The following is a 26299-nucleotide window of genomic DNA, read 5'->3' on the forward strand; positions in this document are numbered from 1 at the left end:
GCTATAACAACAACAGCCGACTGCGGAAACCTTTGCCCATGCGCGTCACGCCCCTGCTGGCAGCCCTTTTGCTGCCCCTGTCCGCCATTGCCGCCGCACCGGCAACGGCCCTGACCACGCTGGTGGTCGATCGATACGCCGATGACCAACAGCCCGGCAGCCTGCGTTGGGCGATCGAGCGCAACAACGAAAAGCCCGGCCAGTACCGGATCGAAATCCGCCCGGTAGGCAAGCCCCCGTACCTGATCAAGCCAGCCTCACCGCTGCCGCCGATCCAGGGCCCGGCAAGCATCGAAGGCACGGCCTGGGCCCGCGACGGCCAGTTCATCGCCATCGACGGCTCGGCCTACATCATCGGCGACGGCACCCAGGCCTGCCCCGGCGCCGTACCCGGCCAGTTCGGCACCAATGTACGCACCACCACCGGCCCCGGGCTGGTGCTGCGTGACACCCAGGGCGTGCGCATTTCCGGCCTGGAAGTGCGTAATTTCTGCATCGGCATCCTGCTCAACCGCGCCAGCAACAACGTCATCGAAGACAACCGCATCGTCGCCAACAAGGGCGGTGCCGGGATCATGCTCACCGGCGACGATGGCCAGGGCAACCCGACCGCGACCACCACCAATAACAACAAGGTGCTGCGCAACCAGCTGATCGATAATGGCGATGGCCTGGAACTGACCCGCGGCGCGGCGTTCAACCTGGTGGCTGACAACCTGTTCCGCTCCACCGAGGCCAACCCGGAACCGTCCCAGGGCATCGAAATACTCTGGGGCAACGACAACAGCGTGGTGCGCAATCGTTTCGAGAACTACTCGGACGGTTTGCAGATCAACTGGGGCCAGCGCAATTACCTGGCCGCCAATACCTTTACCGGCAACTCGATCGGGGTCAGCGTCAGCGGCGCCGGTAATATCCTTGACGGCAACCTGATCCATGGCAACCGCATCGGCGTGGCCCTGCGCCCGGAGCCAACCACCACCAGCAACCGCCTGAGCGCCAACCGCATCTGGGACAACGGCAAGGACATCCGTCGCTGCCAAGCCGGTGGCTCGTGCATTGCCGAGCAGCGCACCGGGGCCATCGTCTTTGGCGTACCGGCGCTTGAGCATGCGATCTATGAGGGCTCACGGGGGATTGGCGTCGATCAGTCGGCGAACAACCGGGCGATCATCTGCGACGCCAAGGCGCCCGTAGAAGGCTGCCAGCCGTTGCCCAACCGTAACCAGCCAGCACCGCAGCTCACTGAACTCAAGGACGGTCGCTTGAGCGGTACGGTCCATGCTGAGCCTCACAGCCTGCTGCGTGTTGAAGTATTCGCCAATGGGCAAGCCGCTGGCCGCGAAGCCGAGCAGTACCTGGGCGAAGTGATGGTGCCGACTGACGCACGCGGCGAGGGGCACTTCGACTATCGGCTGGAACAGGCGCAGCGGTTCGGCGCCTTTACCGCGACGGTGACACGCACCGATGGTGCCACCTCACCGCTGAGCCAGCCGTTGTCGCCAGCAACGGCCAGCGCCAACCGCTAAGCCCCGTTGCGGGGTCAGTGTTTCCTGGCATCGCATTGGGCGCGCAGATCGCGGTTGTCGATGCTGCCGCAACTGCTGCCTTTCATGGCGTTGCAGTAGGCGCGCTGATCCCGGTCGTCGATCGAGCCACAGCTGCCACCCTGGGTTTCGGCATTGCAGGCGGCACGCAGGTCGCGGTTGTCGATACTCCCGCAACTGCCGCCTTTCTTGGCATTGCAGTAGGCGCGCTGGTCACGGTCATCGATGGAGCCACAGCTGCCGCCCTGGGTTTCGGCATTACAGGCGGCACGCAGATCGCGGTTATCGATACTCCCGCACGAGCCCCCTTCGCGGGCATAACAGTAGGCACGTTGATCGCGGTCATCGATACTGCCGCACCCTGCATAGGCATAGCCACTGAGCATCAACAACAGGGCAATCACTACTTTCATTTGCGTTCTTCCTTGGGTTGCCAGGGAGGCGCCTGGCGCTGGTCGATCAATTGGCTGGCGCACCATTGCGCGCCATCATATTGATATCAAAGCAGGAAATAAGTTCCGCGCACGCCTGCGCTTGCCACGGCGGCTTTATGTTTCAAGTTAATCCCAGCACAATAAGCGACCTTTCAAGCGTCACCCGTAGGAACCTGCATGAAACTCGACAAACCCACCGCCATTGCCCGCCGCAACCAGGAACTGGAAAGACCCGTGCTCAACAGCGACAACACCCTGTTTGCCGTGCTCGACACCAAGCGCAGCCTGTGGTGGTTCGATGTGCCGGTGAAGCTGCTGCGCAAGGGCCAGCCCGACTGGGTCAACCTGCTGCTGCACACCCCGGAAACCGACGAGCTGCAGCATTTGAAGGTGCCGGTGAACTACCTGCAGGCGCATCAGGAAAAAATGGAAGTGCGCCACCCGGGCAAGCGCCGCTCGACCATCAGCCTGGCGCTGAGTGCCGATCGCGATTCGCTGCTCAAAGACCTGCGCCCAGGCGGTGAAAACCTGAATTTCGCAGGCTTCAAGCAGGTCTGATCAGGCCAGTTCGATGCGGTCGGCGTGGATGACGATGCGGCCATCCTTGTACAAGGCACCGATGGCTTTCTTGAAGTTGCCCTTGCTGACCCCGAACAGATCGCTGATCAGCTGCGGATCGCTCTTGTCGCTGACCGGCAACACGCCGTTGGCGTCCTTGAGCTTGGCGAGGATCTTGTCGTGCAGGCTGTTGGCCAGGTCCTGGCCGATGGGCTGCAGGCTCAGGGCAATCTTGCCGTCGCTGCGCAGCTCCTTGATGTAGCCCTTCTCCTGCTTGCCCGAACGCAGGAACTTGAACACTTCGTTCTTGTGAATCAGGCCCCAGTGCTTGTTGTTGATGATCGCCTTGAAACCCATCGGGGTTTCTTCGGCCACCAGCAAGTCGACTTCCTGGCCGACCTTGTAGGTCGCCGGCACCTTGTCCAGGTAACGGTCCAGGCGCGCGGTGGCGGTGATGCGGCGGGTACGCTTGTCGAGATAAGCGTGCACCACGCAGTACTCACCGGCCTTCATCTGGCGCTTTTCTTCGGAGTACGGCATCAACAGGTCTTTGGGCAGGCCCCAGTCGAGGAAGATGCCGATGCTGTTGATCTCTTTGACCTTGAGGCTGGCGAACTCGCCGACCTGCAACTTGGTCTTTTCCGTGGTGGCGATCAGCTTGTCTTCGCTGTCGAGGTAGACAAAGACGTTCAGCCAGTCTTCGACCTCGGTGGGCGTGTCCTTGGGGATGTAACGGTTAGGCAGCAGGATTTCGCCGTCCGCCCCACCGTCCAGGTACAGACCGAAGTCTGTGTGCTTGACCACTTGCAAAGTGTTGTAACGCCCAACTAAAGCCATTTCCGGAAATCCTCGTTGCGAGCGGGGCATTCTACACCTGAAGCGGCGATTGCGCCCGGTTGCCAATGACGGCCTGTCAGCAAAATGAACCGTGCGGGCCTGGCCTGTTCTATAAAGACAAGCAAGCCTTTGCAAGGATTCGCTCATGTACGCCAGCCTGTCCAAGTACCTGCGCACCGTTCTGTTGCTGGTGATATCGGCCATGCTGGTGGTCGCCTGCAACCGTATCGACCTGGCCTACCGCAACCTCGACATGCTGGTGCCCTGGTCGCTGAACGACTACCTGAGCATGAACCGCCAGCAGAAGACCTGGCTCAACGATCGGCTCAAACAGCAACTGGCCTGGCATTGTCGTACGCAGTTGCCCGGTTACCTGACCTGGATCGACGAAATCCAGACGATGGTCGCCAATAATGCGGTAACCGACCAGCAACTGCAGGTGCGCACCCAGCAAGCCCGGCAAGCGATTGCCAAGGTCGCCGACCAGATCACCCCCTCGGCCGCCGAGCTGTTGCGCAGCATGGACGACGATCAGGTGCGGGAAATGCGCGAGGCGTTTGCCGAGGACATCCGCGAACGTCAGGCCAAGTACGTCAATACGCCGTTGGCGCGGCAGATCGAACGCCGCGCAGAGCGCATGGAAAAGCGCCTGAGCACCTGGCTGGGCGAGCTCAGCCCGCAACAGAAGTTGCGGATCATGACCTGGTCCCAGGGCCTGGGCGAGCAGAATCGCCAGTGGATTGCCAACCGTGCCCATTGGCAGGCGCAGTTCAGCGCGGCGATGGACCAGCGCCACAGCGACACCTTCGAGCCACGCCTGGAAATCCTCCTGAAGAAACGCGATAGCCTGTGGACCCCGGAGTACCGGAGAGCCTTCCAGCGTACCGAGCAGGAGGCGCGGCGGTTGCTGGTGGATGTGATGGCGCAGAGCAGCGAGCAGCAGCGCCAGTACATGGGGCAGAAGCTTGGGCAGGTGCGGCAGAGTTTCAGCGAGTTGAAGTGCTTGAAGGGGTGACCCCCTGAAATCATCTCATAACCCCTGTGGGAGCTGGCTTGCCAGCGATGAGGCCAGTATAGCCTGCACTGCAGGCGGCGCCTGGAATACGAGCGCTTCGCGCTCGATCGCTGGCAAGCCAGCTCCCACAGTGTTCAGCTCTCCCGGCACTTGCGCCGGTACGGGAACACATCGATCACCTTGCCGCCGCGGATCGCCGCCTGCAGGCTCTTCCAGTAATCGGCGTCGTACAACTCGCCATGCAGCTGGCTGAACAAGCGGCGCTGGCCACTGTCGGCAAACAGAAACGGCGGAAACTCCTCGGGGAACACATCCAGCGGCCCGATCGAATACCAGGGCTCGGAGGCCATTTCATCCTCGGGGAAACGCGGCGGCGGGATGTAGCGGAAGTTGACCTCGGTGAGAAAGCAGATCTCGTCGTAGTCGTAGAACACCACCCGCCCGTGGCGGGTAACGCCAAAATTCTTCAGCAGCATGTCACCCGGGAAGATATTCGCCGCCGCCAGTTGCTTGATGGCCAGGCCATAATCCTCCAGGGCTTCGCGTACCTGGGCGCCGTTGGCGTTTTCCAGGTAAAGGTTGAGCGGGGTCATGCGCCGCTCGGTCCAGCAGTGGCGGATCAGTACGGTGTCGCCGTGCACTTCGACGGTGGACGGCGCCACTTCCAGCAGTTCGGCCAGGCACTCGGGCTCGAACTTGCTCAAGGGGAAGCGAAAGTCGGAGAACTCCTGGGTGTCGGCCATGCGCCCGACGCGGTCGACGCTTTTCACCAAGCGGTACTTTTCGATCACCGTGGCGCGGTCGACACTCTTGGACGGCGAGAAGCGGTCCTTGATGATCTTGAACACGGTATTGAAGCCCGGCAGGGTGAACACGCTCATGACCATGCCGCGCACGCCGGGCGCCATGATGAAACGGTCATCGGTGCCGGCCAGGTGGTTGATCAGGGCCCGGTAGAACTCCGACTTGCCGTGTTTGTAGAAGCCGATCGAGGTATACAGTTCGGCAATGTGCTTGCCCGGCAAGATGCGTTTGAGAAAACCGACGAACTCGGCCGGCACCGGCACATCGACCATGAAGTAGGAGCGGGTGAAGGAGAAGATGATCGACACCTCGGCCTCGTCGGTGATCAGCGCATCGATCTCGATACCGTGGCCTTCGCGGTGCAATAGCGGGATCACCAGCGGCCATTGCTCGTCCTGGGTGTACAGACGCCCGACCAGGTAGGCGCCCTTGTTGCGGTACAGCACCGAAGAAAACAGCTCGACGGCCAGGGCCGGGTCCTTGCACACCCAGTCCGGCAGGTTTTCCCGCAGCTGCGCGTCAAGGCGCGCCAGGTCGCCGGCAAGGTCCGAATACGGCACATCGAAGCGGTAGTCGGTAAAAATCTGCGCCAGCAGGGCGCTCAAGCCGTTTTGCGGCCGGTAGGTGCGCGTTTGCGCTGCCCGTTCGTGGCTGCGCAATGATGGCCGGGTGGTATGGATGAACATGCAACCATCGCTGATCAGGTCATGGCTGAACAGGCTGCAGAAGATCGAGTTGTACCAGGTCTCCGACAGTTCGTCGTCCAGGCGCGGGTCGATCAGGCCTATATAGGCGCTCTTGACCAGCGGCCACAGCGAGACGTCGAGCAGCACCTCGTCCTCGAAACCCTGACGCAGCCAGCCACTAACCTCGCTGACCTTTTCCTCATAGAGGTTGATGCGCGCCGCCGAGGCGCTTTGGGTCTGTTGCCACTGGGCCTGCTCGAAACGCTCGCGGGCGCCATCGGTGATCTGCCGGAAATGTTCGCGGTAATCGTCGAAGCCATCGAGGATCATCCGGGCAATATCGGCGGCCGGCCATTGCTGGGGCATACGTCAGACCTCTGCGGGAATGTCAAAGCCTGAGCTTAGCCAGTCGCCACGGGCAGGGAAAGCCTGTTGGCGCGGGTGTATCGGCCAAACTCGCCGAGCGCGCAATTCAAGCGCAAGAAAGGGAGAGAGCATGGCCCGGTTTGTAACGTAAACTCGCGCCCTGCCCCCAAAGGACCCGGAGAGCCCATGAGCCCCATCGCCATTTCCCGCCTGTTGATACTCGCTGCTGTCTGGGGGGCGAGCTTCCTGTTCATGCGCATCATTGCGCCGGTACTCGGCACCCTGCCCACGGCGTTTTTCCGCGTCTCCATCGCCTGCCTCGGCCTGCTGGTGATTCTTGCCCTGCTGCGGGTGCGCTGGGACTTCAATGGCAAGCTCAAGGCCTGCCTGGTGCTGGGCATGATCAACTCGGGGATACCGGCCACCCTTTATTCAGTGGCGGCCCAGGTGCTGCCAGCCGGTTACTCGGCGATCTTCAATGCCACCACGCCGTTGATGGGCGTGCTGATTGGCGCGCTGCTCTTCCGCGAGCCGATGACCCTGGCCAAGCTCGGCGGCATCTTTCTCGGCTTGTTCGGGGTTGGCATTCTCAGTGGTGCAGGCCCGGTGGCGTTCGACGCCAAGCTGCTGCAAGGCGCCCTCTCGTGCCTGGCGGCGACCGCTTGCTACGGCCTGGCCGGTTTTCTCGCCCGGCGCTGGCTCGACCAGCAAGGCGGCCTCGACAGCCGGCTGTCGGCGCTGGGCAGCATGATGGGCGCGACCTTGCTGCTGTTGCCGTTGTTCGGCTACAGCGTGCTGACCCAGCCGCCGGCAAGCTGGGGTGGCTGGCAGGTATGGGCGTCGTTGCTGGGGCTGGGGCTGGTGTGTACCGCCTTTGCCTACATCCTTTATTTCCGTCTGATCAGCGAGATCGGCCCGGTCAAATCCAGCACCGTGACCTTCATGATCCCGGCCTTCGGTGTGCTGTGGGGCGCCTGGCTGCTGGATGAGCCGCTGTCGATGGCGCACCTGTATGGCGGGCTGTTGATTGCCGTGGCGTTGTGGCTGGTGCTCAAGCCGGCTCGCGCCTGACGGGTCCCGTGGGAGCCGGCCTTGCCGGCGATGAGGCCGGTACAGTCAGCACCCTCAACCGCTGACTGAATTGCGACCGCTGCGCGCTCGATCGCCGGCAAGGCCAGCTCCCACCCTGCAGATGTTCTGGTTTCACCCATGAAACCAGCCTTTCACTTCCGTTACCGAAAAAAGCCTCTTTTCCTTGCACCAGCAATTGCCACGCGCAGTTGTTGTGCAATTTCGTGCCATATAGAAAACCTTGTTTCATATATAAAACAAACAGGTTTTTGCCTTAATCCAATAACTCTCTAATAAATAAGCACTTTTTAAATAAAACAGGGCCAATACACATTTGGCATTGTTCATGCACTAAACGGCGTATCACCTATAAAACAGACCAGAGAGCTTCCCCAATGGCTGTGAAAGAGATGTACGCAATCCCCTCTCAATGGAATACGCCGAACTCCAAGGAAGACCTGGAGCCGACCGAAATCGAATTTCGTAACGTCGGTAAATGTTTCCCGGCCAAGGGCAAGGCCGAGGCGCCCTTTGCCATTCGCGAGGTGAACTTCAAGATCCGCCGCGGCGAGGTGGTGTCGATCATCGGCCCATCCGGTTGCGGCAAGAGCACCATCCTCAATATGGGCTCCGGCCTGTACCGCCCTAGCGAAGGCGAAGTCTTCGTCGGCGGCGAGGCGGTGATCGGGCCGGTGCGCAAGGTGGCCTTCATGTTGCAGAAAGACCTGCTGATGCCCTGGCGCAGTATCCGCCGCAACGTCGAGCTGGGCCTGGAAATCCAGGGCATGCCCGCCGCCAAGCGCCAGCCGATTGCCGAAGATCTGCTCAATCGCTGCCACCTGCAAGGCTTTGCCGACCACTACCCGTTCCAGCTGTCGGGTGGCATGCGCCAGCGCGCCGCCCTGGCCCGGACCCTGGCCATCGACCCGCAGGTGCTGTTCCTCGACGAGCCATTCTCGGCCCTCGATGCGCAGACCAAGATGATCCTGCAACAGGACCTGGCGCGGATGTTGTTCGAAGAGAAGAAAACCGCGCTGTTCATCACTCACGACCTGGTCGAGGCGATTGCCATGTCCGACCGCCTGCTGGTCATGAGCGCCCGCCCCGGCACCATCATCGAAGAAATCACCGTCGACCTGCCGTTCCGTGACAACCCGCTGGAGCGCCGCAAGCTGCCGGAAATCGGCCCGCTGGCCGGGCGCCTGATGGAACTGCTGAAAGTCGGCGAAGACACCGAACTGCATTGATCAACGGCCACCGGCCCATCAACCGATTCAGGAGTACGCATGTTCAAGTCCCTGCAACGCCTGGCACAGACTTCGGTCATCGCCCTGGGCCTTGGCCTGGCGCTCACTGCCCAGGCAGAGCCGACCAAGGTCACCTACCTGCTGCCCGCGCCGCCCAACTCGCCGGCCTTCGCGCCGTGGATCATCGCCAAGGAAAAGGGCTACTACCGTGCCAGGGACCTGGACCTGACCTTCATCGCCGCCAAGGGCGGGGTCGATGTCGCCAAGCAGATCGGTGCCGGTAACGCCATGCTCGGCGGCGCCATCGGTGATACCCCGATCGTGGTCCGCGCCAACGGTATTCCGGTGCGGGCGGTGGCGGTGCTCGGTGCCGGCGGGGTGACCATGATCGCCACCAACGCAAGCGAGAACATCCAGTCGATCAAGGACCTCAAGGGCAAGACCCTGACCGTGATGTCCTACTCCGACACCACCTACTACGCCCTGCTCGCCTCGCTGCGCAAGGCCGGCCTGAGCAAGACCGATGTCGACATCCAGGCCGCCGGCCCGTCGGGCGTGTGGCAGCTGTTCTCGGCCAACAAGGCCCAGGCCATGGCCGGCGTACCGGACTGGGTGGTCAATGCCGAAGAAGCCGGGGTGAAGATCAACCTGATCCCGCAAAACCAGATCTTCGAGAGCATGGCCCAGGCAATCCTCGCCTCGGACGACGCCATCAACAACCAGCCGCAAGTGGTCGGCGGCGTGGTCCAGGCCACCCTGCAGGGCATGCGCGACATCATCCAGGACCCGAAAGCCGCCGCCGCCACCTTCGCCAAGGCGGTCCCGGCCTACGCCGGCAAGGAAGCGGCGCTGGAGAAAACCTTCCGCCTGTATGTCGAGCACGTCTACGCCAACCAGAGCGTGCTCGGGCGCATCGACCCGGCGCGCCTGGACGCGGTACGCAAGTTCTATGTCAGCGAAGGCATCGTCGCCAAGGAACCCAAGCTCGACGAGCTCTACAGCAACCGGTTCATCGAAACCACCACGGCCGCGCAATAAGCCTGGATGCATAACAAGGTATTAGCCCGATGAGAAACCTCAACACCTCCGTGCTCGGCAGCGTCGCCCTGCTGATCCTGTTCCTGCTGCTCTGGCAGTGGGGCCCCGGCCTGCTCGGCATGCCCGAGTTCGTCATGCCGCAACTGAGCCGCGTGGCCCAGGAAAGCCTGGTCATGTGGCAGTCCAGCGGCCTGCTGCAACACACCCTGATCACCGCCTTCGAGATCATCGTCGGCTTTGGCCTCGGCGCCCTGCTGGGCGTGGCCATCGGTGTGTCGCTGGGCCTTTCGCCGTCGGCCGAAGCCATGCTCTCGCCGTACATCCTGGCCCTGCAGATCGCCCCGAAGGTCGCCTTCGCGCCGCTGTTCGTGATGTGGCTGGGCTACACCATCTACCCGAAGATCCTCATCGCCATCCTCATCGTGTTCTTCCCGGTGATGATCAACGTGCTCTCGGCGATCCGCACGGTTGACCCGGACATGATCAACCTGGTTCGCACCATGAACGCCAGCCGCTGGCAGATCTTCCGCCTGGTGGAGTTCCCTTCGGCCATGGCCGCGCTGTTCTCCGGCCTGCGCATCGCGTCGACCCTGGCGGTGATCGGCGTCACCGTCGGTGAGCTGGTCGGCGGCAACCAGGGCCTGGGCTTCCTCTTGGTCGACGCTGAAGGCCAGGGCAACACCGCCGGGGTCTTCGTCGCCATCGTCATGCTCACCCTGATCGGCGTGCTGGCTTACGGCGCGGTGGTCTGGGCCGAGAAACGCGTTCTGCACTACCTGCCCAAAGCCATGCTGAGTACCCAATGATGAGCCCATTCAACTCCATGCTCGAAGGCCGCCGCGTGCTGGTCACCGGGGGCGCCCGCGGCCTGGGCTATGCCTTCGCCCAGGCCATCGGCCAGGCCGGCGCCCGGGTGGTGATCGCCGACATTCTCGAAGAGCGCGTGCTGCAGGCGGCCTGCGAGCTGCGCGAACAAGGCTTGCAGGTGACCGGCGTGACGCTCGACCTGGGCAGCCCGGAATCGATCAATGCCTGCGTCGCCGAGGCCGTTGCCGCACTGGGCGGCCTCGACGGCCTGGTCAACAACGCCTCGATCACCAACTCCGGCGGCAAGACCTGCGAGCAACTGGACATCGACACCTGGGACCAGGTCATGCAGGTCAACGTCCGTGGCACCTGGCTGATGACCCGCGCCTGCCTGCCGGCCCTGCGTGTCAGCGGCAAGGGTGCGGTGATCAACCTGGCTTCCGACACCCCGCTGTGGGGCGCGCCGAACCTGCTGGCGTATGTCGCCAGCAAGGGCGCGATCATCGCCATGACCCGCAGCCTGGCCCGGGAACTTGGCACTGACAACATCACCGTCAATGCCATCGCCCCCGGCCTGGTGCTGGTGGAAGCCACGGCCTATGTGCCCGAGGCGCGCCACCGCCTGTACACCGAACAACGGGCGATCCAACGCCCGCAACTGCCAGAAGACGTCAGCGGCGCCGTGCTGTTCGCCCTGTCCGACCTGTCGCGCTTCATCACTGGACAAACCCTGCCGGTCAACGGCGGGTTCGTCATGCCTTGACCAAGGAGAAACCCATGACCGACCTATCCGTACACAACAACGCTGCAAAGACCTGGGAACAACCCGCAGGCTCGGACCTGGCTGGCTGGATGCAGACCCGCATCGCCCGCTATGAAACCCGCAAGTACGACTGGGATGCGCTGAAGTTCCAGGCCGACTACGACCCCAAGTTCCGCCGCGCGCAAATGCGTTACGTCGGCACCGGGGGCACCGGGGTCAACAGCGACATGAACACCATCCCGTCGGAGAACTTCACCTTCTCGACCATGGTCATCCCGGCCGGCCATGAAGGCCCGCCGCATATCCATACCGACGTCGAGGAAGTGTTCTTCGTGTTGCGCGGCAAGCTCAAGGTGATCATCGAGAAAGACGGCGAGCGCTTCGAAACCGTGCTCACCGACCGCGACCTGATTTCGGTACCGCCGGGCGTGTACCGCGAAGAGATCAACATCGGCGATGAAGACGCGCTGATGTGCGTGATGCTCGGCGCGAAAAAGCCGGTCACCCCGACCTACCCGCCAGCGCACCCGCTGGCCTCGATCAAGCGCGGTTAAGCCCATGTTGCACGCCACCGATCACGCGCTCGCCGCCCTTGAGGCCCAGTTGCAGCAGCGCTTTCCCCAGCGCCTGGTGCCACTGGCCGGCGGCGCCCAGGCGATCCGCGAAGCCGGGCACGGGCCTGCCATCGTGCTGCTGCATGGCATTGGCTCGGGCGCTGCGTCCTGGCTGCAGGTGGCGCTGCAACTGAGCCCCCACGCCCGGGTGATTGCCTGGGATGCACCGGGCTATGGCGACTCAAGCCCGCTGGCCGCCCCTGCACCGCAAGCGGCGGACTATGCCCGGCGCCTGCTGCAATTGCTCGACGCGCTGCACATCGACGACTGCGTGCTGGTCGGCCATTCCCTGGGCGCTCTCAGCGCCGCGGCGTTGACCCATCGGCAGCCGCAACGGGTGCGCCGCCTGGTGCTGATCAGCCCGGCCCGCGGCTATGGCGACCCGGCCCGGGCCGAGCAGGCCCGGCAGGTGCGCAGCCAGCGCCTGCACAACCTCGAACAGCTGGGCATCAGCCAGATGGCCCGCCAGCGCAGCGCCCACATGCTCTCGCCAACGGCCAGCAGCGATGCCCGCGCCTGGGTGCAATGGAACATGGCGCGCCTGCTGCCCCAGGGTTATCGCCAGGCCATCGAGCTGCTGTGCGGCGATGACCTGCTGCGCTACGCCGCCCTGGCCGTGCCCTGCGACGTTTACTGCGGCGCCGCCGACAGCATCACCCGCCCTGAGGACTGCCAGGCCCTGGCCAAGGCCCTGGGCGCCAGTTTTGCGCTGATTGCCGAGGCCGGCCACGCCAGCCCCATCGAACAACCCGACGCGGTGGCAGGGCGCCTGGCCCTGGCCCTCGAAGACTCCCTGACAGGTACTGCGCTATGAATGATTCGGATCTGTTGAAAGACAACCAGGACAAGTACATCGTCCCCGGCCTTGAGCGCGGCCTGTTGCTGCTCTGTGAATTCAGCCGGCAAAACCGCACCCTCACCGCACCGGAACTGGCGCGGCGTCTGGAGCTGCCGCGCTCGACCATCTTCCGCCTGCTGACCACCCTGGAAACCATGGGCTTCGTCACCCGCAGCGGCAACGAGTACCGCCTGGGCATGTCGGTACTGCGCCTGGGCTTCGAATACCTGGCCTCGCTGGAACTGACCGAGCTCGGTCAGCCGCTGCTGGCGCGGCTGTGCGATCACCTTAATTACCCGAGCAACCTGGTGGTGCGTGACGGTCGCTCGATCGTCTACGTGGCCAAGGTTTCGCCACCGTCGGTGTTCTCCAGCGCCGTCAACGTCGGCACCCGCCTGCCGGCCCACGCCACCGTGCTGGGACGCATCCTGCTCGAAGACCTGAGCCTGGCCGAGCTGCGCGAGCTGTACCCGGAAGAACATCTGGAACAGCACTCGCCGTGCACGCCGAAAACCGTGCTGGAGCTGTTCGACCTGGTGCAAAGCGACCGTCAGCGCGGCTATGTCAGCGGCGAAGGTTTCTTCGAGTCGTCGATCTCGACCATCGCCGCCCCGGTGCGCGATCACAGTGGCCGGGTGGTTGCCGCGATGGGCGTGACCATTCCCACCGTGCAGGTTGGTCACATCAATTTTGACGGCTTACTCGGCCATGTCCGTGGCAGCGCCGACGAGCTGTCGCGCCTGCTCAACTACACCCCGCACGCAGGCTCCAGCCGCGTCACCGCGCTGATGAGGGACTGACATGAGCAACCTCTATCAACTGCAAGGGCGCACCGCCATCGTCACCGGCGGCTCCTCCGGGATTGGCCTGGCTTGCGTCGAGCAACTGCTCGAAGCCGGCGCCGCGGTGGCCTTCTGCGGCCGTGATCAACAGCGCCTGGACAGTGCCGAAGCACGGCTGCGCGAGCGCTTCCCCGAGGCGCGTTTGCTGGCCCAGGTCTGCGACGTGCTCGACAGCCAGTCGGTGCAGGCCTTCGCCGCCGCCAGCCTGGCCGCGCTGGGCCCGGCCCAGGTGCTGATCAACAACGCCGGCCAGGGCCGGGTCTCGACCTTCGCCGACACCACCGACGAAGCCTGGAGCGAAGAGCTGCAACTGAAATTCTTCTCGGTGATCTACCCGGTGCGCGCCTTCCTCCCCCAACTGCAAGGCCAGGCCGGTGCCTCGATCGTCTGCGTCAACTCGCTGCTGGCCAGCCAGCCGGAGCCGCACATGGTCGCCACCTCGGCGGCCCGTGCCGGGCTGAAGAACCTGGTGCGCTCGATGGCCACCGAGTTCGCCGAACAAGGCATCCGGGTCAACGGCATCCTCATCGGCCTGGTCGAGTCCGGCCAGTGGCGCCGGCGCTTCGAGGCCCGCGAAGAGCGCGGCCTCGACTGGTCGCAATGGACCGCACAACTGGCACAACGCAAACACATTCCCCTGGGTCGCCTGGGGCTGCCCAAAGAGGCTGCCCAAGCAATCCTGTTCCTGGCTTCGCCCCTGTCGGCTTACACCACTGGCAGCCATATCGATGTTTCTGGAGGCCTGTCCCGCCATGCGTAATGAAAACACTGTCACCGTTGGCGCTGCCATCACCGCGTTCCTCGAACAATGCGAGGTCAAGGCCGCCTTCGGCGTGATCTCGATCCACAACATGCCGATCCTCGATGCCTTCGCCGTGCGCGGCAACATCCGCTTCGTCATGGCCCGCGGTGAAGCCGGGGCGACCAACATGGCCGATGCCTATGCCCGCACCACCGGTGGCCTGGGCGTGTGCCTGACCTCCACCGGCACCGCTGCGGGCAACGCTGCCGGTGCGCTGGTCGAAGCACTGACCGCCGGCACGCCGCTGCTGCACATCACCGGGCAGATCGAAACGCCGTACCTGGACCAGGACTTTGCCTACATCCACGAAGCCCGCGACCAGCTGACCATGCTCAAGGCCGTGTCCAAGGCGGCCTTTCGCGTGCGCAGTGTCGAGACCGCGCTGAGCACCCTCAAGCTCGCCGTGCAGACCGCCCTCACCGCACCGACCGGCCCGGTCAGCGTCGAGATCCCGATCGATATCCAGTCGACCTTCATCCCGATGCCGACCGACCTGTCGCCGCTGCCGATCCCGGTTGCCGTGCCGGCGCCTGAAGCCCTGGACCTGGTCGCCGAACGCCTGGCCAGCGCCACCCGCCCGCTGCTCTGGCTCGGCGGCGGCGCCCGCCACGCCGGCGCGCAGGTCAAGCGCCTGCTGGACATGGGTGTCGGCGTAATCACCTCGACCCAGGGTCGCGGCGTGGTCAACGAAGACGACGAGCGCTGCCTCGGCGCTTTCTCGCAGAACAAGCTGGTCGAAGGCTTCCTGCAAAGCTGCGATGCGCTGGTGGTAGCCGGTTCGCGCCTGCGCAGCAACGAGACCTTCAAATACGCCCTGAAGCTGCCGCGCACCACCCTGCGCATCGACGCCAACCCGGCCATCGAAGGACGCAGCTATTCCAGCGAACTGTTCATCTGCGGCGACTCGGCCCTGGCCCTCGATGGACTGGCTGATCGGCTTGAAGGCCGGCTGAACATCGACCCGAACTTCATCGACGAGTTGAAGGCGGTGCGCACGCAATCCCGCGCGCAACTGGTGGCCGACCTCGGCCCGTACTCGGCGATGGTCGAGCAGTTGCAGGGGCTGACCGGGCGCAATTTCTCCTGGGTACGCGACGTGACCCTGTCCAACAGCATCTGGGGTAACCGCCTGCTCAACCTCTACCACCCGCTGGCCGGCGTGCACGCCCTCGGCGGCGGCATCGGCCAAGGGTTGGCCATGGGCATTGGCGCGGCGGTGGCAGCGGCGGAAACCGACCCGCAGCGCAAGGTCTTCGCCCTGGCCGGTGACGGCGGCTTCATCCTCAACCTCGGTGAGCTGGCGACCCTGGTGCAGGAGAAAGCCAACGTGGTGATCCTGCTGATGAACGACCAGCGCTACGGCGTGATTCGCAACATCCAGGACGCCATCTACGGCGCCCGCCACGCCTATGTCGAACTGCACACCCCGGACTACACCAAGCTCGCCGAGTCCATCGGCCTGCGCCATGGCCTGGTCAGCGACCTCAAGGACTTCGGCCCGGTGCTGGACAACGCCCTGAGCCAGGGCGGGCCGTTCCTGCTGGAAGTCGACATGCTCAGCGTCGGCGGCTTTGCCACCCAGTTCGCCGGCCCGCCCAACAGCGAAACCAAAGCCCAGAAAGCCACGGCCTGAGGACTTGAAGATGCTCAATATCACCATGATCGGCTGCGGTGCCATTGGCGTCGCAGTGCTGGAACTGCTGGAGAACGACCCGCAACTGCGCGTCGAGCATGTGATCGCCTCGGCCGGCTCCGAAACCCTGGTAGAGCAGCGCCTGGCCAGCTTCAAGCGCCCGCCGCAGGTGCTCACCGCCCTGCCCGCCGACGCCCGCCCGGACCTGCTGGTGGAGTGCGCCGGGCACAAGGCGATCGAGGAACACGTACTGCCGGCGCTGGAGCGCGGCATCGCCTGCCTGATCGTCTCGGTCGGGGCCTTGTCGGAGCTGGGCCTGGTCGAACGCCTGGAGGCTGCCGCCGCCCGTGGCAACACCCGCATCGAGCTGCTGCCCGGCGCCATCGGCGGCATCGATGCGCTGTCGGCGGCCAAGGTCGGTGGCCTGGATTCGGTCGACTACACCGGCCGCAAACCGGCCAGGGCCTGGAAGAACACCCCGGCCGAGCAGGTCTGCGACCTGGACGCCATCGACCAGGCCACGGTGATCTTCGAAGGCAGCGCCCGCGAGGCAGCACGCCTGTACCCGAAGAACGCCAATGTCGCCGCCACCCTGTCGCTGGCCGGGTTGGGCCTGGACCGCACGCGGGTGACGCTGATTGCCGACCCGCTCAGCGAAGAGAACGTGCACCACTTCGAAGCCCGTGGCGCCTTCGGCGGTTTCGAGATGAGCCTGCGCGGCAAGCCGCTGCAGGCCAACCCGAAGACCTCGGCGCTGACCGTCTACAGCGTGGTCCGTGCCCTGGGCAACCACGCCCATGCCATTTCCATCTAGGGGAACGACGATGACTCTGGAACAGACTTTACCTATCTGCGTCGCCGGCACCTGGCGCCTGGGCGGTGGCGAGCGCTACGCCACGCGCTACCCGGCCACGGGCGAGCCGGTGGCCTGGCTCAACGCCGCCAGCCTCGAGGATGTCGAAGACGCCGTGCAAGGCGCCCATCAGGCGTTTCTCAACAGCGGCTGGGCCCAGCGCAAGCCCCACGAACGCGCCACAGTGCTGTACCGCATCGCCGAGCTGATCCGCCAGCGCAGCGAAGAGCTGGCGCAATTGCAGCGTCAGGACAACGGCAAACCGATCAATGAAACCCGGGCGCTGGTGGCCAGCGCCGCCGGTACCTTCCAGTTCTTCGCCGCCGCCTGCGAAACCCTGGAAGAAACCATCACCCCGTCGCGCGGCGACTTTGTCAGCATGAGCGTCTACGAGCCGATGGGCGTGGTGGCGGCCATCACCCCGTGGAACTCGCCGATCGCCAGCGAAGCGCAAAAGGTCGCCCCGGCCCTGGCCGCCGGCAACGCCGTAGTGATCAAGCCGGCGGAAATCACCCCGCTGCTGGCCCTGCAACTGGCACAGATCTGCGAAGAAGCAGGCTTGCCCAAGGGCCTCGTCAGCGTGTTGCCGGGCAAGGGCTCACTGCTCGGTGATGCGCTGACGCAGCACCCGCTGATCAAGCGTGTGTCGTTCACCGGCGGGACCAAAACCGGCAAGCACATCGCCCATATCGCCGCCGACAAGATGATGCCGGTGTCGCTGGAGCTGGGCGGCAAGTCGCCGACCATCGTCCTCGATGACGCCGACCTCGATCACGCCGTGGCCGGAGTGTTGTACGGCATCTTCAGTTCCTCGGGCGAGGCCTGCATTGCCGGTTCGCGGCTGTTCGTCGCCCGCGCCCTGTATGCGCCGTTCATGCAGCGTCTGGTGGCCGGGGCAGCGCGTTTGCGCCTGGGTGACCCGGCTGACGAATCGACACAGATGGGCCCGCTGATCAGCGCCGCGCACCGCGAGTCGGTGGAGCGCTATGTCGCTCTCGGCCTGGCCGAAGGCGGTCGCCTGCTGCTCGGCGGTCAGCGCCCCAGCGGCGGCATCTACGATCAAGGCTACTTCTACCCGCCGACCATCCTCGAAGGCCTGGGCAACAACCAGCAGACCTGCCAGGAAGAGATCTTCGGCCCGGTGCTGGTGGCCCTGCCGTTCGACAGCGAAGCCGAGTTGATCGAGCAGGCCAACGACAGCCTCTACGCCCTCGCCGCCGGCATCTGGAGCCGCGACTACAAGCGCGCCTGGGCCCTGGGCCGCAAGATCCAGGCCGGCACGGTGTGGATCAACACCTACAAGCAGTTCTCCATTTCCACGCCGTTCGGCGGCTGGCGTGACAGCGGCCTGGGCCGCGAAAAGGGCCGCCTGGGGATCCTGCAGTACATGGAACAGAAAAGCCTCTACTGGGGCATGAACGAACAACCACTGGCCTGGGCCGGTGCGGAGGCAAGGCCATGAGCGTATTGGGCATCGATGAAGTCACCTACGGCGTCGAAGACCTCGCCACCTGCGTGCGCTTCTTCAGCGACTGGGGCCTGGACAAGGTCAGCGAACAGGCCGACGAGGTGATCTTCGAAACCCTCAACGGCTGCCGGGTGGTGTTGGCCGACATCAACAAGGCCGGCCTGCCAGCGGCCATCGAGCTGGGCTCGACCGTGCGCGAAGTGGTCTGGGGCGTGGAGAGCGAAGCCGATCTGGCCCTGTACAGCCAGCGCATCGCCAACGACCCGGGCTTTGTCGAAGGTAACGGGCGCATCGGCTGCACCGACCCCAACGGCCTGGCGATCCGCCTGCAGGTGACCCGCAAGCGCGCGCTGGATATCGAGTGCAGCGGCCACAACACCTGGCAGACCAAGGGCCGGATCAACAAGCCGGCGCCGGTCTACGAGCGCGCCACGCCGATCGAAGTCGGCCACGTGGTGTTCTTCGTCAAGGATGTGAATGCCTGCGAAGCCTTCTACCACGAGCGCTTCGGCTTCCAGGCCTCGGACCGCTACCCCAATCGCGGCGCGTTCTTGCGCACCGCCGAGGAAGGTGGCCACCACGACCTGTTCATGCTCCAGCTGCCCGCGCCACGGGCCGGCCTTAACCACGTGGCCTTCACCGTGCGCGACCTGCACGAAGTGTTTGGCGGCGGCATGCACATCTCGCGCAGTGGCTGGGCCACCGAGATCGGCCCGGGCCGCCACCCGGTGTCGTCGGCGTTCTTCTGGTACTTCAAGAACCCGGCCGGCGCCCTGGTCGAGTACTACGCCGACGAAGACCAACTGACCGGCGAATGGCAGCCGCGCGAGTTCGAACCGGGCCCGACGGTGTTTGCCGAATGGGCGATTGCCGGCGGCATCGATGGCAATACCCGGCGTCAGCAGCATGTCGAGGCGCCGCAAGGCAAGTTCCTTACCGACAAACCCAAACCCTGAGCAGGAGTCGTCCATGTCTTCGCTGAACATTGCCATCAACGGTGCCGGCATCGGCGGCCTCACCGCCGCCATTGCCCTGCGCCAGGCCGGTCACCAGGTCACGGTATTCGAACAGTCCAAAGCGTTTTTGCGGGTTGGTGCCGACATCAACCTCACGCCCAATGCCGTGCGCGCCCTCGACGGCCTCGGTGTAGGCCCGGCCGTGCGTATCCCGGCAGCGCGCCCCACCCATCGCATCAGCCGCCTGTGGAACACCGGCGAAGAAACCTCGCGCCTGGAGATGGCCGATGCCGCCGAAAGCCAGTATGGCGCCCCGCAACTGACCATCCACCGCGCCGACCTGCTGGCCGCCCTGGCCGAAGTGTTCCCGCTGCAGAACGTGCAGTTCGCCAAGCGCGCCGAACAGGTGCTGCAGGATGCCAGCGGCGTCGAGTTGCGCTTCAAGGATGGCAGCCACCATCGTGCCGACCTGCTGATCGGCGCCGACGGCATTCACTCGGTGGTGCGCAACGCCCTGTTCGGTGAAGAGCAGCCACGCTTCACCGGCGTGGTCGCCTACCGCGCCGTGGTCCCGGCCAGCCGTGTGGCCCAGGTGCCGAACATCCAGGCCTTCACCAAATGGTGGGGGCCGAACCCGCAGAGCCAGATCGTCACCTTCCCGCTGAACCAGGGCCGCGACATCTTCATCTTCGCCACCACCGCCCAGGACAGCTGGCACCTGGAGTCCTGGACCACCGCCGGTGACGCCGCCGAGCTGCGCAGCCACTACCAGGACTTCCACGCCGACGCCCGGGCCCTGCTCGACGCCTGCGACGACGTCCTCAAGACTGCGCTGTACGAACGCGACCCGCTGCCGTACTGGTCCGAAGGCGCGATCACCCTGCTCGGTGATGCCTGCCACCCGATGATGCCGTTCATGGCCCAGGGCGCCGGCCAGGCCATCGAGGATGCGGTGGTGCTGGCCCGTCATCTGCAGAACGTAAACAGCCCTGCGCAGATCGCCAGCGCGCTGCAGGGTTATCAGCTGGCACGCCTGGAGCGTACCAGCCAGATCCAGATCGGTTCGCGCGGCAACCAGTGGCTCAAGGCCGGCGGCAACGCCGACTGGGTCTACGGCTATGACGCCTGGGCCGTACCCACCGCCAGCGCCGCCTGAGGCCTGAACATGAGCGAAACAATGCAACTGACGGTGCTGCTCAGGCACGACCAGTCAAAGAACCTGGAAGAGATCCAGGCGCACATGAAAACGATGGGCTGGTGGGACAGCTTCCCGCCTGCGGGCGTCGAGCTGGTGTCCTGGACCGTGGCCATGGGCCTGGGCCAGATCGTCACCCTGCGCCTGCCGCCGAGCCTGCTCGGCAAGGTCAATGTGGAACTGGAGCGCGCCGCCTGGGGCGTGTTCCGCACCGAATGCTATCCGACGTACGACTTTGTCCCGGTCCGCGAAATGATCCGCGAACGGGTCCGCAATGGAGGTCAATGACATGAGCAACAACCAACCGTACCTGGAGCCCCATCAGGCGCGCAAACGGCCCAACACCCCGTTCGAGGAGCTGCTCGGCGACTCCATCGAGCGCGCCTACGGCAACGGCGTGACCCAACTGCCCGAATTGCTGGCGCACCTGAACCTGGCCGGGCCGCCCTGCCCGCTGACCAGTGGCGAGTGGACCGAAGATTCCTATAAAACCCTGATGGCGCGGCTGGGCGCATGACCCGCCGGAGGTAAAACAAGATGAATATGCAATTCACCGTCGATCCTGTTGAGAACCACCTGGCCAACGGCCTCAAAGACCTCTGGTTTCCTGTGTTGCCCTCGCAGCTGCTTGGCGAGAAGCCGGTGTCGGTGCGCCGCCTGGGCTACAAGATCGCCCTGTGGCGCGACAACGATGGCAGCGTGCATGCCCTCGAAGACCACTGCCCGCACCGTGGCGCGCCGCTGTCCCAGGGCCCGGTGCTGGGCGACCGCCTGCAGTGCCCGTACCACGGCGTCGAAGTGCGCTGCGACGGTACCGTGACCAAGGTCCCCGGCAGCCCGGGCTGCAAGCTCGAAGGCAGCCGCCCGACGCGCATGTTTCACACCCGTGAAGCGGCCGGGGCGATCTTCCTCTTCAACGCTACCGAGCCGCACCTGGACACCCCGCCGGAACTGGTGCTGCCCGAGCAGCTGACTTCGCCCGAGTGGAGCAGCTTCCTCTGCTACACCGAGTGGCAAGGCGATTACCGCTACGTGCTCGACAACGTCATGGACCCGATGCACGGCACCTACCTGCACAAGATGTCGCACTCGATGAGCGAAGGCGAAGCCACCGCCAAGTTCGTCACTCGCGATACCGAGCAGGGTTTCTTCTTCGAGAAGGAAGGCCAGCGTGGGGTCAACTTCGACTGGACCGAATTCCTCGACAACGGCTGCCACTGGCTGCGCCTGGAAATTCCTTACCCGAAGACCGGCGGCCCGGGCGGCAACTTCACCATCATCGGCAGCTACACCCCGAGCAGCCGCAGCCTGTCGGCGGTGTTCCACTGGCGCGCGCGGCCACTGACCGGCTGGCAGCGCGACACCTGGCGCTTCCTCTACAAGAACCGCCTGGAAGCCCGTCACTGGGCGGTGCTGGAACAGGACCGGGTGCTGCTGGAGTTCATGGAGTACGACGCCAACCAGCGCGAGAACCTCTACCAGCATGACCTGGGTGTGGTGCGCCTGCGCCGCTACCTGAAAGGCAAGGCCAAGGAACAACTGGCGCTGATCGAAGCGAAACAGCTGTGATGAACCTGGCCGTACAACGTATCCAGGCCCAGGGCTTGACCGAGCCGGCCAGTGCCAGTTGGTCCAACGCCCTGCTGCTCGGCAACGACCTGGTGATGTCCGGCATGACCGGTCATCCCGCCACCCGTCAGGCCGTCGAGCGCGGCACGCCACTGGGTGCTTACCAGCAGACCCTGGTGGTGCTGGACAAGGCCCGGGCACTGGTGGAAGCGGCAGGCGGGCACATCGGCAATATCTATCGGCTGACGGTGTACCTCACCGACATTGCCGACAAGGACGAAGTGGGTCGCGCCCGCCGCGACTTCTTCACAGGTTTTGCCTGCTACCCCACCTCCACCCTGGTTGCAGTGAGCGCCCTGGTGTTCCCTGAACTGCTGGTGGAAATCGAAGCCAGCGCCCGGCTCGACATTGACTTGCGCACTGCGCCATTGAGGTGACCGATGTCCAACTCCTCTACCATCACCGCGCTGGTGCACACCCTGCGCCACGAAGCCGAAGGCATCATCAGCGTCGAACTGCGCCCGTGGGGCGATACCGTGTTCGCGCCGTTCGAAGCCGGCTCGCACATCGACCTGCACCTGCCCAACGGCCTGGTGCGCAGCTATTCATTGCTCAACTCGCCGAGCGACCAGGGCCGTTATGTGGTCGGCATCCTGCGTGATCGCAACAGCCGCGGCGGCTCGGCGTTCGTCCATGAGCAACTGCGCGTTGGCACGCAACTGAACATCTCGCCGCCACGCAACAACTTCGCCCTCGACCCGCACGCCAGCCACAATGTGCTGGTGGCCGGGGGTATCGGCATCACGCCGATCTACTGCATGTTTCGCCAGTTGCTGGCCCTGGGTAAATCCGCCGAGCTGGTCTACTGCGCCCGCTCACGCAAGGAAGCGGCGCTACTGGAAGAGCTCAGCGGGGTCGATGCCAAGGTGCTCTACCACTTCAACGACGAGAAGAACGCGGTGCCGGACCTGGCTCACTACCTGGCCGGGCAGCCCAGTGATACGCACTTCTACTGCTGCGGCCCGACGCCGATGCTCGATGCCTTCGAGAGCACCTGCGAAAGCCTGGGCTACCCCCATGCCCACATCGAACGCTTCACCGCCGCCGAGCTGCCGCCTTCGGAAGATGCCCAGGACAGCTACAGCGTCGAGCTGAAAAAGTCCGGCAAGACGCTGAACATCGAGCCCGGATTGAACCTGCTCGATGTGCTGCTCGAAGCCGGTTGCGATATCGAATACAGCTGCCGCGAGGGTGTATGCGGCTCGTGCGAGACCCGGGTGCTGGAGGGTGATATCGACCACCGCGATGGTGTACTGACCAAGGCCGAACGGGCGGCGAATACATCGATGATGGTCTGTGTGTCGGGCTGCAAGAGCCGGCGCATGGTGCTTGACCTGTAACTGTTGCAACACGCGCAATTGGCCGGCACCGGGTGTGCCGGTTTTTTTTGCGCGGCTTTCAGGACCTGTGGGAGCTGGACTTGCCAGCGATGGGCCGCAAAGCGGCCCCAAAACAGTCAATTACTTATTCATTGATAAAACAACCCACGCACTGTCAACGCGCGCTGTGCAGTTAAACCGCACTGCCATTGCCCACTGCTGTTACTTAAATCCCGGGCTGTTCCACCCACGGCACAACTTCATGTGTTTCAGATATAAATAATTGTTTTACATGATATTTATCTGACAACAAACCGTTTATCCGCACTGGCACAGTTCCTGCTCTTTCCCTCTCGAGTTCAAATATAAAAACAACGTACCACCTATAAAACAATAAAAACCCACCGATGCGCCACCGCTGACTCTCGCTTAACGCCTTGCTCAAGGCGGCGGACAGCTGTTGCCCACAGAAACTGCTCAACCTTGCGGGGCATTGATATGAACAAGTACGTGATAAGCCTGGGCCTGATCATCAGCAGCGCCGCCAGTTTCGCTTCCGAGCCCGGCCCTGCGGCGCCGGACCAGCCGCCAGCAGTGAAAAAACCATTCCCGCACATTGCCTGGCGCAGTGACGACGGCCAGAGTTCGCTGGATATCGGCGGCGCGCTGCGGGTCAACTACCGCGATGAACACTGGGACACCACCGAGAACAACGGGCGTTTCCTCTTTGATACGTTCCGCCTGGATGTCCAGGCCACCCACAAACAACTGTTCAGCGATGTCGGCTACTGGTTCCAGGATGATGGCAAGCGCTCGATCGACCGCGGCTACGTCGGTTATCGCTTCAATACCAATTCCAACGTGCAACTGGGCGCGCCGTTCAAACCCTTTGGCCTTGAGCCGTACCCGCAGTTTGGCTGGAGTTACCACATCCCGTTTTTCATGGGCTATGGCGTCAGCGCCGGCACGGGCCTGAAATACAGCTACAAGGACAAGGACAAGGACTGGGACCTGCAACTGGGCTACTTCCCGCGCATGCTGCCCAGCGGCATTCGCTACTCGCCGGAAGTCGGCCGTTATAGCGATCTCGACGACAACGCCGTGGCCTTCACCCAGTCGCGCCAGGACAACGAGAAGCGCAACCAGGTCAATGCCCGGGTCGCCCGGACTTTTACCGGTGACGGCTGGAAAACTGAAATCGGTGCCTCGCTGGCGGCGGCCGAACTGTACAACGCCACTACCCGTGACGATGGCGACTACTGGGCAGGCGGCGTGCATGCGATCGTCAACGCCGGCAACTGGACCGTGACCAGCCAGGCCATACGTTACGAATACGATCCAGAGAACCCCGACGGCGTCAGCAATGACTCGGTGCTGATGGGCGGCAACGGCCTGACCCCGGCCTACCTGATCGCCTCCAAGGCCACCATCGGCTCGATCAACGTCGGCTACGACATCTTCACCCCGAGCCTGGGCCAGTTGAAGAAGATCAAGGTGTACAACGACTACAGCCGCATGATGAAAGACAAAAGCGGCTGGGATGATTCGCAGATGTTTACCGTGGGCGCGCAGTTTCTGGCCATGCCGATCATGGCCTGGGTCGACTTCACCTGGGCGAAGAACGCCAACCCCTTCGGTGGCGCCGAGAACGGCACGGGCTGGACCAACACCAACTCGGTCGGCAGCAACGACTGGTACTACCGCACCAACATCAACATCGGCTACTACTTCTGAGGGCAGACCGCCCGGCGTTGTGCCGGGCGGCCTGCAGTGCTAGTCAGCTTGCAGTTGCGCCTGTGCGGCAGCCGGCTTGCGGAACACGAACAGCAGGCCAATGACGATCAGCCCCATGCCCAGCAAGCTGAGTGCCGCCAGACGGTTGCCGAAGATCAGGTAGTCCATCACCGCAGTGACGGCCGGCACCAGGTAGAACAGACTGGTGACATTGACCAGATTGCCCTTGGCGATCAGCCGGTACAGCAGCAAGGTCGCCAGCAGCGACACCACCAGTCCCATCCACAACAAGGCGACGATGAAGCTGTCGGTCAGCTCCACCTCCAGCGGCTGAAACGGTGCGAACACTGCACACATCAACAGCCCGGCAAGGTACTGCAGCGGCAAGGTGCCCATAGGGTTGCTGGTGATGCGTTTTTGCATGATCGAACCAAAGGTCATGCTCATCAGCGCCAGCAAGGCAAACAGCATGCCGCCCAGCGACACACCGCCGAGGTTGATGCCCTGGTAGACCACCATGATCAAGCCGCTCAAGCCCAGGCCCAGGCCGAACAGCCGGCTCCAGGAGCGCTGACGCTCCATCAGCACCACGGTGAGGATCGGTTGCACGCCCATGACCGTGGCCATGACCCCGGGAGTGACGTGGGTGTTGAGCGCCAGCAGGTAGAAGATCTGATAGGCACCCAGCAACACGCAACCCGTGGCCAGGGCTTGCAACACCGCCGGGCGGGTGCGCGGCCAGTGCAATCTGAGCAACGGGCTGAGCAACAGCAGGCCCGCCAGGGCCAGGGCCGAACGCAGCAGCAGGAAGGCAAAGGGGCTGGCGTGGGCCAAGCCAAGCTTGGAGACGATCGCCCCGCTACTCCAGAGCAGGACGAACAGGCTGGTAGTGGCCGCCGAGGCCACGGATTGTTTCGATAAAACAGACATGAATGCCACCTGTAATTCGGGCAGATAAGCCGAACGGTGCCACCCGCGAGGGGCAGCCAACCGTATTCAGTAGGGTGCAGGTGTGTGGGGACGCAGCGATTGGCCGCTTAGCCCAGCACTACCACGCTTGGCGGTGCAACGCTGCACACGACCACGCTACTGACAGGTGGGGGGTAGTGACTGATCATGGCCGGCTGCTGAATCCCGCGCACAACGACAACCGCGTCAGGCGCGGTAGCGAATACGGTGGATAGGCAGGAAGCTGGCATGAGCAGGTCTTCGGTGAGGTGAAGTGGGGTGACTATAGACCAGC

General features: G+C 63.9%; 27 protein-coding genes. 23 read left to right on the plus strand and 4 right to left on the minus strand.

Features of this window, described 5'->3' with window-relative positions; genetic code table 11:
* The first annotated feature begins 38 nt into the window (after positions 1-38).
* Positions 39-1529: a NosD domain-containing protein gene (locus JV241A_RS17800; RefSeq protein WP_134063771.1), complete on the plus strand. Its 1491-nt coding sequence runs from the start codon at positions 39-41 to the stop codon at positions 1527-1529.
* A 14-nt stretch (positions 1530-1543) separates the two neighbouring features.
* On the opposite strand, the gene JV241A_RS17805 is transcribed toward JV241A_RS17800, so the two are convergent.
* Positions 1544-1960, minus strand: coding sequence for a hypothetical protein (locus JV241A_RS17805; protein ID WP_115088221.1), 417 nt, complete (start codon positions 1958-1960; stop codon positions 1544-1546).
* A gap of 198 nt (positions 1961-2158) precedes the next feature.
* On the opposite strand from JV241A_RS17805, the gene JV241A_RS17810 reads away from it, so the two are divergent.
* Complete coding sequence (locus tag JV241A_RS17810; RefSeq protein ID WP_115088222.1) at positions 2159-2539, plus strand: hypothetical protein; 381 nt, start codon at positions 2159-2161, stop codon at positions 2537-2539.
* On the opposite strand, the gene JV241A_RS17815 is transcribed toward JV241A_RS17810, so the two are convergent.
* On the minus strand, positions 2540-3376 hold the full coding sequence (locus JV241A_RS17815; protein WP_115088223.1) for a S1-like domain-containing RNA-binding protein: 837 nt from the start codon (positions 3374-3376) through the stop codon (positions 2540-2542). It abuts the gene before it with no gap.
* 145 nt (positions 3377-3521) lie between these two features.
* Here JV241A_RS17815 and JV241A_RS17820 point away from each other — a divergent pair, with 145 nt between their 5' ends.
* Entirely contained in the window at positions 3522-4391 is an 870-nt protein-coding gene (locus tag JV241A_RS17820; protein WP_115088224.1) for a DUF6279 family lipoprotein, read from the plus strand.
* 134 nt (positions 4392-4525) lie between these two features.
* Here the strand turns inward: JV241A_RS17820 and aceK are convergent, their stop codons facing one another.
* Positions 4526-6247, minus strand: coding sequence for a bifunctional isocitrate dehydrogenase kinase/phosphatase (gene aceK, locus JV241A_RS17825; RefSeq protein ID WP_134063773.1), 1722 nt, complete (start codon positions 6245-6247; stop codon positions 4526-4528).
* 186 nt (positions 6248-6433) lie between these two features.
* On the opposite strand from aceK, the gene JV241A_RS17830 reads away from it, so the two are divergent.
* The 20 genes from JV241A_RS17830 to JV241A_RS17925 all read left to right on the plus strand — a co-directional run bounded on the left by JV241A_RS17830 (position 6434) and on the right by JV241A_RS17925 (position 25056).
* Entirely contained in the window at positions 6434-7318 is an 885-nt protein-coding gene (locus JV241A_RS17830) for a DMT family transporter (protein WP_115088226.1), read from the plus strand.
* A gap of 410 nt (positions 7319-7728) precedes the next feature.
* A complete protein-coding gene (locus JV241A_RS17835; protein WP_240047886.1) occupies positions 7729-8565 on the plus strand; it encodes an ABC transporter ATP-binding protein in 837 nt (278 codons plus the stop codon).
* Positions 8566-8604: 39 nt separating this feature from the next.
* Positions 8605-9603, plus strand: coding sequence for an ABC transporter substrate-binding protein (locus JV241A_RS17840; protein WP_134063777.1), 999 nt, complete (start codon positions 8605-8607; stop codon positions 9601-9603).
* Positions 9604-9632: 29 nt separating this feature from the next.
* Positions 9633-10409: an ABC transporter permease gene (locus JV241A_RS17845; RefSeq protein ID WP_045193442.1), complete on the plus strand. Its 777-nt coding sequence runs from the start codon at positions 9633-9635 to the stop codon at positions 10407-10409.
* The gene (locus tag JV241A_RS17850) at positions 10409-11173 is read left to right on the plus strand and encodes an SDR family oxidoreductase (RefSeq protein ID WP_115088510.1); all 765 of its coding nucleotides are present in this window, start codon (positions 10409-10411) and stop codon (positions 11171-11173) included. The genes JV241A_RS17845 and JV241A_RS17850 overlap by 1 nt, the downstream gene beginning before the upstream one ends.
* A gap of 14 nt (positions 11174-11187) precedes the next feature.
* Entirely contained in the window at positions 11188-11727 is a 540-nt protein-coding gene (locus JV241A_RS17855; protein WP_115088229.1) for a cupin domain-containing protein, read from the plus strand.
* Between the two features lie 4 nt (positions 11728-11731).
* Positions 11732-12601, plus strand: a complete 870-nt coding sequence (locus JV241A_RS17860; protein ID WP_115088230.1) for an alpha/beta fold hydrolase — start codon at positions 11732-11734, stop codon at positions 12599-12601.
* Positions 12598-13425 (plus strand): IclR family transcriptional regulator, encoded by an 828-nt coding sequence (locus tag JV241A_RS17865; protein WP_115088231.1) that lies wholly within the window; start codon positions 12598-12600, stop codon positions 13423-13425. The genes JV241A_RS17860 and JV241A_RS17865 overlap by 4 nt, the downstream gene beginning before the upstream one ends.
* Before the next feature lies 1 nt (position 13426).
* Positions 13427-14227 (plus strand): SDR family oxidoreductase, encoded by an 801-nt coding sequence (locus tag JV241A_RS17870; RefSeq protein WP_115088232.1) that lies wholly within the window; start codon positions 13427-13429, stop codon positions 14225-14227.
* Entirely contained in the window at positions 14220-15902 is a 1683-nt protein-coding gene (locus tag JV241A_RS17875) for a thiamine pyrophosphate-binding protein (RefSeq protein ID WP_115088233.1), read from the plus strand. The genes JV241A_RS17870 and JV241A_RS17875 overlap by 8 nt, the downstream gene beginning before the upstream one ends.
* 10 nt (positions 15903-15912) lie before the next feature.
* Complete coding sequence (locus JV241A_RS17880; protein ID WP_134063779.1) at positions 15913-16716, plus strand: aspartate dehydrogenase; 804 nt, start codon at positions 15913-15915, stop codon at positions 16714-16716.
* Positions 16717-16726: 10 nt separating this feature from the next.
* Positions 16727-18217 carry an aldehyde dehydrogenase gene (locus JV241A_RS17885; RefSeq protein ID WP_115088235.1) on the plus strand — a complete coding sequence of 497 codons (1491 nt, stop codon included), beginning with the start codon at positions 16727-16729 and terminating at the stop codon, positions 18215-18217.
* Entirely contained in the window at positions 18214-19179 is a 966-nt protein-coding gene (locus JV241A_RS17890) for a VOC family protein (protein WP_134063781.1), read from the plus strand. Before JV241A_RS17885 ends, JV241A_RS17890 begins: the two co-directional genes overlap by 4 nt.
* Positions 19180-19192: 13 nt before the next feature.
* On the plus strand, positions 19193-20335 hold the full coding sequence (locus JV241A_RS17895; RefSeq protein ID WP_115088237.1) for an FAD-dependent monooxygenase: 1143 nt from the start codon (positions 19193-19195) through the stop codon (positions 20333-20335).
* Positions 20336-20344: 9 nt separating this feature from the next.
* Positions 20345-20662 (plus strand): hypothetical protein, encoded by a 318-nt coding sequence (locus tag JV241A_RS17900; RefSeq protein WP_134063783.1) that lies wholly within the window; start codon positions 20345-20347, stop codon positions 20660-20662.
* Position 20663: 1 nt separating this feature from the next.
* Positions 20664-20891 carry a recombinase-like helix-turn-helix domain-containing protein gene (locus JV241A_RS17905; protein WP_115088239.1) on the plus strand — a complete coding sequence of 76 codons (228 nt, stop codon included), beginning with the start codon at positions 20664-20666 and terminating at the stop codon, positions 20889-20891.
* 20 nt (positions 20892-20911) lie between these two features.
* Positions 20912-21943 carry an aromatic ring-hydroxylating dioxygenase subunit alpha gene (locus JV241A_RS17910; protein WP_115088240.1) on the plus strand — a complete coding sequence of 344 codons (1032 nt, stop codon included), beginning with the start codon at positions 20912-20914 and terminating at the stop codon, positions 21941-21943.
* Positions 21943-22380 (plus strand): Rid family hydrolase, encoded by a 438-nt coding sequence (locus tag JV241A_RS17915; RefSeq protein WP_115088241.1) that lies wholly within the window; start codon positions 21943-21945, stop codon positions 22378-22380. Before JV241A_RS17910 ends, JV241A_RS17915 begins: the two co-directional genes overlap by 1 nt.
* A gap of 3 nt (positions 22381-22383) precedes the next feature.
* A complete protein-coding gene (locus JV241A_RS17920; protein ID WP_115088242.1) occupies positions 22384-23343 on the plus strand; it encodes a PDR/VanB family oxidoreductase in 960 nt (319 codons plus the stop codon).
* Between the two features lie 477 nt (positions 23344-23820).
* Positions 23821-25056 carry a hypothetical protein gene (locus JV241A_RS17925; RefSeq protein WP_134063785.1) on the plus strand — a complete coding sequence of 412 codons (1236 nt, stop codon included), beginning with the start codon at positions 23821-23823 and terminating at the stop codon, positions 25054-25056.
* Between the two features lie 39 nt (positions 25057-25095).
* Here the strand turns inward: JV241A_RS17925 and JV241A_RS17930 are convergent, their stop codons facing one another.
* The gene (locus JV241A_RS17930) at positions 25096-25986 is read right to left on the minus strand and encodes a DMT family transporter (RefSeq protein ID WP_134063787.1); all 891 of its coding nucleotides are present in this window, start codon (positions 25984-25986) and stop codon (positions 25096-25098) included.
* Positions 25987-26299: the final 313 nt, after the last annotated feature.

Source organism: Pseudomonas sp. JV241A (genome assembly GCF_900275665.1).
Lineage (GTDB): Bacteria > Pseudomonadota > Gammaproteobacteria > Pseudomonadales > Pseudomonadaceae > Aquipseudomonas > Aquipseudomonas wadenswilerensis.

Excerpts from the sequence above, each read along its gene's own strand:
- JV241A_RS17895 (WP_115088237.1), top strand. The coding sequence starts at position 19,193 with ATGTCTTCGCTGAACATTGCCATCAACGGTGCCGGCATCGGCGGCCTC.
- JV241A_RS17800 (WP_134063771.1), top strand. The coding sequence starts at position 39 with ATGCGCGTCACGCCCCTGCTGGCAGCCCTTTTGCTGCCCCTGTCCGCC.
- JV241A_RS17880 (WP_134063779.1), top strand. The coding sequence starts at position 15,913 with ATGCTCAATATCACCATGATCGGCTGCGGTGCCATTGGCGTCGCAGTG.
- JV241A_RS17920 (WP_115088242.1), top strand. The coding sequence starts at position 22,384 with ATGTCCAACTCCTCTACCATCACCGCGCTGGTGCACACCCTGCGCCAC.
- JV241A_RS17925 (WP_134063785.1), top strand. The coding sequence starts at position 23,821 with ATGAACAAGTACGTGATAAGCCTGGGCCTGATCATCAGCAGCGCCGCC.
- JV241A_RS17830 (WP_115088226.1), top strand. The coding sequence starts at position 6,434 with ATGAGCCCCATCGCCATTTCCCGCCTGTTGATACTCGCTGCTGTCTGG.
- JV241A_RS17865 (WP_115088231.1), top strand. The coding sequence starts at position 12,598 with ATGAATGATTCGGATCTGTTGAAAGACAACCAGGACAAGTACATCGTC.
- JV241A_RS17845 (WP_045193442.1), top strand. The coding sequence starts at position 9,633 with ATGAGAAACCTCAACACCTCCGTGCTCGGCAGCGTCGCCCTGCTGATC.
- JV241A_RS17930 (WP_134063787.1), bottom strand. The coding sequence starts at position 25,986 with ATGTCTGTTTTATCGAAACAATCCGTGGCCTCGGCGGCCACTACCAGC.
- JV241A_RS17905 (WP_115088239.1), top strand. The coding sequence starts at position 20,664 with ATGAGCAACAACCAACCGTACCTGGAGCCCCATCAGGCGCGCAAACGG.
- JV241A_RS17855 (WP_115088229.1), top strand. The coding sequence starts at position 11,188 with ATGACCGACCTATCCGTACACAACAACGCTGCAAAGACCTGGGAACAA.
- JV241A_RS17805 (WP_115088221.1), bottom strand. The coding sequence starts at position 1,960 with ATGAAAGTAGTGATTGCCCTGTTGTTGATGCTCAGTGGCTATGCCTAT.
- JV241A_RS17840 (WP_134063777.1), top strand. The coding sequence starts at position 8,605 with ATGTTCAAGTCCCTGCAACGCCTGGCACAGACTTCGGTCATCGCCCTG.
- JV241A_RS17875 (WP_115088233.1), top strand. The coding sequence starts at position 14,220 with ATGCGTAATGAAAACACTGTCACCGTTGGCGCTGCCATCACCGCGTTC.
- JV241A_RS17900 (WP_134063783.1), top strand. The coding sequence starts at position 20,345 with ATGAGCGAAACAATGCAACTGACGGTGCTGCTCAGGCACGACCAGTCA.
- JV241A_RS17815 (WP_115088223.1), bottom strand. The coding sequence starts at position 3,376 with ATGGCTTTAGTTGGGCGTTACAACACTTTGCAAGTGGTCAAGCACACA.
- JV241A_RS17820 (WP_115088224.1), top strand. The coding sequence starts at position 3,522 with ATGTACGCCAGCCTGTCCAAGTACCTGCGCACCGTTCTGTTGCTGGTG.
- JV241A_RS17810 (WP_115088222.1), top strand. The coding sequence starts at position 2,159 with ATGAAACTCGACAAACCCACCGCCATTGCCCGCCGCAACCAGGAACTG.
- JV241A_RS17915 (WP_115088241.1), top strand. The coding sequence starts at position 21,943 with ATGAACCTGGCCGTACAACGTATCCAGGCCCAGGGCTTGACCGAGCCG.
- JV241A_RS17885 (WP_115088235.1), top strand. The coding sequence starts at position 16,727 with ATGACTCTGGAACAGACTTTACCTATCTGCGTCGCCGGCACCTGGCGC.
- JV241A_RS17910 (WP_115088240.1), top strand. The coding sequence starts at position 20,912 with ATGAATATGCAATTCACCGTCGATCCTGTTGAGAACCACCTGGCCAAC.
- JV241A_RS17850 (WP_115088510.1), top strand. The coding sequence starts at position 10,409 with ATGAGCCCATTCAACTCCATGCTCGAAGGCCGCCGCGTGCTGGTCACC.
- JV241A_RS17860 (WP_115088230.1), top strand. The coding sequence starts at position 11,732 with ATGTTGCACGCCACCGATCACGCGCTCGCCGCCCTTGAGGCCCAGTTG.
- JV241A_RS17835 (WP_240047886.1), top strand. The coding sequence starts at position 7,729 with ATGTACGCAATCCCCTCTCAATGGAATACGCCGAACTCCAAGGAAGAC.
- aceK (WP_134063773.1), bottom strand. The coding sequence starts at position 6,247 with ATGCCCCAGCAATGGCCGGCCGCCGATATTGCCCGGATGATCCTCGAT.
- JV241A_RS17890 (WP_134063781.1), top strand. The coding sequence starts at position 18,214 with ATGAGCGTATTGGGCATCGATGAAGTCACCTACGGCGTCGAAGACCTC.
- JV241A_RS17870 (WP_115088232.1), top strand. The coding sequence starts at position 13,427 with ATGAGCAACCTCTATCAACTGCAAGGGCGCACCGCCATCGTCACCGGC.